Annotated in this window: 5 protein-coding genes; 2 read left to right on the forward strand and 3 right to left on the reverse strand. The window is 69.8% G+C overall.

The window, feature by feature from the left end; all coding sequences use genetic code 11:
• Window positions 1-1,047 (forward strand): sigma-54 dependent transcriptional regulator (locus VF697_RS39475; RefSeq protein WP_331103350.1); only part of this gene is annotated, 1,047 nt, incomplete at its 5' end.
• A 5-nt stretch (window positions 1,048-1,052) separates the two neighbouring features.
• On the opposite strand, the gene VF697_RS39480 is transcribed toward VF697_RS39475, so the two are convergent.
• The 3 genes from VF697_RS39480 to VF697_RS39490 are packed head-to-tail and all read right to left on the reverse strand — an operon-like array spanning window position 1,053 to window position 2,981.
• Window positions 1,053-1,466: a secondary thiamine-phosphate synthase enzyme YjbQ gene (locus VF697_RS39480; RefSeq protein ID WP_331103352.1), complete on the reverse strand. Its 414-nt coding sequence runs from the start codon at window positions 1,464-1,466 to the stop codon at window positions 1,053-1,055.
• Window positions 1,467-1,494: 28 nt separating this feature from the next.
• On the reverse strand, window positions 1,495-2,229 hold the full coding sequence (locus VF697_RS39485; RefSeq protein ID WP_331103354.1) for a phospholipase: 735 nt from the start codon (window positions 2,227-2,229) through the stop codon (window positions 1,495-1,497).
• Window positions 2,230-2,240: 11 nt separating this feature from the next.
• Window positions 2,241-2,981, reverse strand: coding sequence for a peptidylprolyl isomerase (locus VF697_RS39490; RefSeq protein ID WP_331103356.1), 741 nt, complete (start codon window positions 2,979-2,981; stop codon window positions 2,241-2,243).
• A 225-nt stretch (window positions 2,982-3,206) separates the two neighbouring features.
• On the opposite strand from VF697_RS39490, the gene VF697_RS39495 reads away from it, so the two are divergent.
• Window positions 3,207-4,053 (forward strand): esterase/lipase family protein (locus tag VF697_RS39495; RefSeq protein ID WP_414641441.1); only part of this gene is annotated, 847 nt, incomplete at its 3' end.

A 4,053-nucleotide genomic window follows, 5' to 3' on the forward strand; every position in this document is an offset into this window, starting at 1 on the left:
GGCGCCTTCGACTACCTCGCCAAGCCCTTCGACGTGGACGCCATCGTGCGCGTGGCCCGGCGAGCGCTGGAGCAGAAGCGCTTGGTGGAGGAGAACCGCTCGCTGCGCAAGCAGGTGGAGCGCGGCTCCATGGTGGGGCGCAGCCCGGCGCTGCTGGAGGTGTACAAGCAGGTGGCGCGGGCGGCGGCCACCTCGGTGCCGGTGCTCATCACCGGCGAGACGGGCACGGGCAAGGAGATGGTGGCGCGGGCGCTGCACCGGCGCTCGCCGCGCGCCAGTGCGTCGTTCATCCCCGTGGACTGTGGCGCCATCGCCGAGTCCCTCATGGAGAGCGAGCTGTTCGGCCATGCGCGGGGCTCGTTCACCGGGGCCACGGGCGCGCGGCGCGGCGTCTTCGAGGAGGCGCACGGCGGCACGCTGTTCCTCGACGAGATTGGCGACGTGGGGCCCAAGGTGCAGGCGCAGTTGCTGCGCGCGTTGCAGGAGGGGGAGATCCGCCGCGTGGGCGAGAGCGCGCCCGTGAAGGTGGACGTGCGCGTGGTGGCCGCGACGAACAAGGACCTGAAGCAGCGCGTGGCCGAGGGGCTGTTCCGCGAGGATCTGCTCTACCGGCTGGACGTGGTGCACCTGCACCTGCCGCCCCTGCGCGAGCGGCGGGAGGACATTCCGGCGCTGGTGGAGCACTTCGCCGCGCTGCACGCTCGCGGGGGCGTGGCGCCCGTGGTGACGGCCGAGGCCATGACGCGGCTCACCGCGTACGACTGGCCGGGCAACGTGCGGCAGTTGGAGAACGTGGTGGCGCGGGCGCTCGCGCTGAACGTGACGGGCGTGCTGGGGCCGCAGGACTTCCCCGAGCCCATCGGTGACGCGCCCAAGCGGCTGAGTGGACTGGCCGGGGACATGCCGAGCCTCGCCGAGCTGTCCCGCCGGTACGCCGCCCAGGTGCTCCAGCACGTCGGCGGCAACAAGAGCGAGGCCGCGCGCCTGCTCGATGTGGATCGCAAGACGCTCTACAAGCTGCTCGAGGCCCAGGGCTCGACGGAGTAGGGGGCTCAGCTCACCACGGAGACGGTGACCCGGCGATGGTGCGGGGACGTGCGGTGCTCCCAGACGTAGATGCCCTGCCACGTCCCGAGGTGCGCGTCGCCGCCCTTCACCGGGACATTCAGCGAGTTCTGCGTCAGCACCGTGCGCACGTGCGCCGGCATGTCGTCCGGCCCTTCGGCGTCGTGGCGGAAGAGCGGGTCCCCGTCCTTCACCAGCCGGGAGAAGAAGGACTCCAGGTCCCGACGCACGTCCGGGTCCGCGTTCTCACAGAGCAGCAGCGAGGCGCTCGTGTGGTGCAGGAAGATGGTGCACAGGCCCTCGCGTGCACCCGTCTCCGAGATGGCTCGCCGCACCTCGTCCGTGATGTCGTAGAAGCCCCGGCCCCGGGTGGCCACCGTCAGTTCCTTCGCGTGATACATGGCTCGCCTCCCGGGGCTTCGGGTGCCCTCAACGACTCGTGAGTCGGGTGTGCAGGAACTCCGCCATCCGCTCCAGCGTTTCCGGGGCGATGGTGTGCGGTCCGTTGAAGGGGACGAACTCCAGCGACAGCCCCGCGTCCGTGAACAGCTTCTGGAGCTGCTCGGCCTGACGGAACGCGAGGATGTCGTCGTAGCGTCCGTGGCTCTGCAGCACGGGCAGGCTCTTGCGCTTCTCCGCTCGCTGCTTCCACTCGTCCTGGCAGATGAGCGTCCCCGAGAGGATGCACAACCCCGCCGGGGCCTCCTCCAGCCGCAGCGCCACGTCCGTCGACACCATGCCGCCCTGGCTGAAGCCGCCCAGGACGATCCGCCCGTAGGGCAGCTTCGTCGCCGTCGAGAGCGCCGACAGCAGGCTCATCAGCCCGCGCCGCGCCTGCACCAGCCCCTCCGGCGTCGAGACCGCGAACTTCTCCCAGTCCCGCTCCTGCCCCATCAGCACCTCCTGGGGCAGGTGGAACCACGCCCGGGCGAACGGCATCCCCATCGCCGAGAGGGACAGCGGCGCCGCCGGGAAGACGAAGCGCACCTTGGCTCCCAGCTCCGGCTTCAGCTCCACCAGCTCGTTGGCCAGCGGCACCAGGTCCGTCGCGGGCGCGCCGAAGCCGTGGCACAGCACCACCGCCAGCTCTGGGTTCGCTCCCTCGGCGAGCGCCTCCACCACCACACAGTCCAGCTCGCCCAGCCGCGTTCTGACACTTCGCATCGCTCGCTCCACTACTGGGGCTGCGTGTCGCTGATCGCCACCTTCTTCAGCACCACGTCCTTCTGCGGCCTGTCGCGCTCGGCCGTCGGCACCAGCGAGATGCGCTCCACCACCTCGTAGCCCTTCACCACCTCGCCGAAGATGGTGTGCCGGTTGTTGAGGTGCTGCGGCGTCGACGTGGTGATGAAGAACTGGCTGCCGTTCGTCTCCGGGCCCCGGTTCGCCATCGCCAGCAGGCCCTTCTTGTCGAACGTCCGGCCGCTCTTGAACTCGTCCTCGAAGGTGTAGCCCGGCGAGCCCGCTCCCACGCCGAGCGGATCTCCTCCTTGAATCATGAAGTCCGGAATCACCCGGTGGAAGACGATGCCCTGGTACAGCGGCGTGCCCTTCTTCACCTCCTGGGTGCGGGGGTCGGTCCACGTCTGCTCACCGGTCGCGAGCCCCACGAAGTTGGCCACCGTGAGCGGCGCGTCCTTCGCGAAGAGCTTCACCACGATGGTGCCCTCGCTCGTGTCGAGGGTGGCGTACAACTCCTGCCCCTTGAGCGCCTTCTGCTGCCAGGGCCCCGGGTTCTCCGCCGGAGGGGACTTCCGAGGCTGATCTCCCGCGGGGCCGCCGCTGCCGGCCGGAGCGGTCTGGGTCGCCTGGGGCGCGGTGCCAGGGGGGGCCTTGCCCTCGGCCTGCTTCTCCTTGTCCTTGGAGCAGGCGGTGAGGGCCAGGAGGAGCGTCATCGTCAGGATTCGGGTTCGCATGGGCCGGGCATCCTACAGAGCGAGAGAGGGCTCGCAACCCGGCTCGTGGAGGAATGGTGAGAGCTGAACCGCTGTTCAGAAGGCCGCACCGCGGTCCGGAGCGTTCACTCCTGTACCGATGCCCTGTGTCGCCGAGTCGGAAGGGAACCGTAGAATCCCAGGCATCGTCAGTTCTCCGAGTCCTCGCTCGTACGCGGAACCGGGTCGCTCCCTCTGGAGGAAGCAATGGCTGCCAGCGTCACCAAGGATGTCGTCGTTCTGCTGCCGGGTCTGCTCGGCAGCGTGCTGGAGCGGGACGGGAAGGAGGTCTGGGGCCTCTCCGGTGGCGCGCTCCTGCGGGCGATGACGAGCTTTGGCGGGAGCGTGGAGTCGCTGGCCCTCGAGTCCGACAGCGGCGGCGAGCGCGCCGACGATGGCGTGGTGGCGACGAAGGTGCTGCCCGACACCCAGCTGCTGCCCGGCTTCTGGAAGGTGGACGGCTACACCAAGGTGGCGCAGACGCTGCAGAGCCGCTTCGGCCTCATCCCCGGCCAGAACTTCTTCGAGTTCCCCTACGACTGGCGGCGCGACATCCGCATCACCGCGAAGCGGCTCGAGCGGGAGGCCCGGGGCTGGCTCCACGACTGGCGCCAGAAGTACGGCGGCGACAAGGAGTCGCGCCTGCTCCTCGTGGGCCACTCCATGGGCGGCATCGTCTCGCGCTACTTCCTCGAGTGCCTCGGGGGGTGGCAGTACACCCGTGCGCTCATCACCTTCGGCACGCCCCACCGGGGCTCGTTCATGGCGCTGCAGGCGCTCTCGCTCGGCTTCCGCAAGAGCCTCGGGCCGGTGAAGCTCTTCGACCTGTCCGCCATGGTGCGCTCGCTGCCCTCGGCCTACCAGCTGCTGCCCACCTACCGCTGCATCCAGCTGCCGGATGGGAGCCTGGTGCGCCCGGGCGAGGCCCAGGGCATCCCCAACCTGGACCCGGCCAAGGCCGCCGCGGGCCTCGCCTTCCAGCAGGAGATCGTGAGCGCCATGGAGTCCAACTCCAAGGGCTCCGAGTACCTCGAGCGCGGCTACTCCCTCTACC

This window comes from Archangium sp., from assembly GCF_036388035.1.
Lineage (GTDB): Bacteria > Myxococcota > Myxococcia > Myxococcales > Myxococcaceae > Archangium.

What these genes read in the sequence shown, in the direction of transcription:
- VF697_RS39480 (WP_331103352.1), bottom strand. Translation starts at nt 1,466, where the DNA reads ATGTATCACGCGAAGGAACTGACGGTGGCCACCCGGGGCCGGGGCTTC.
- VF697_RS39485 (WP_331103354.1), bottom strand. Translation starts at nt 2,229, where the DNA reads ATGCGAAGTGTCAGAACGCGGCTGGGCGAGCTGGACTGTGTGGTGGTG.
- VF697_RS39490 (WP_331103356.1), bottom strand. Translation starts at nt 2,981, where the DNA reads ATGCGAACCCGAATCCTGACGATGACGCTCCTCCTGGCCCTCACCGCC.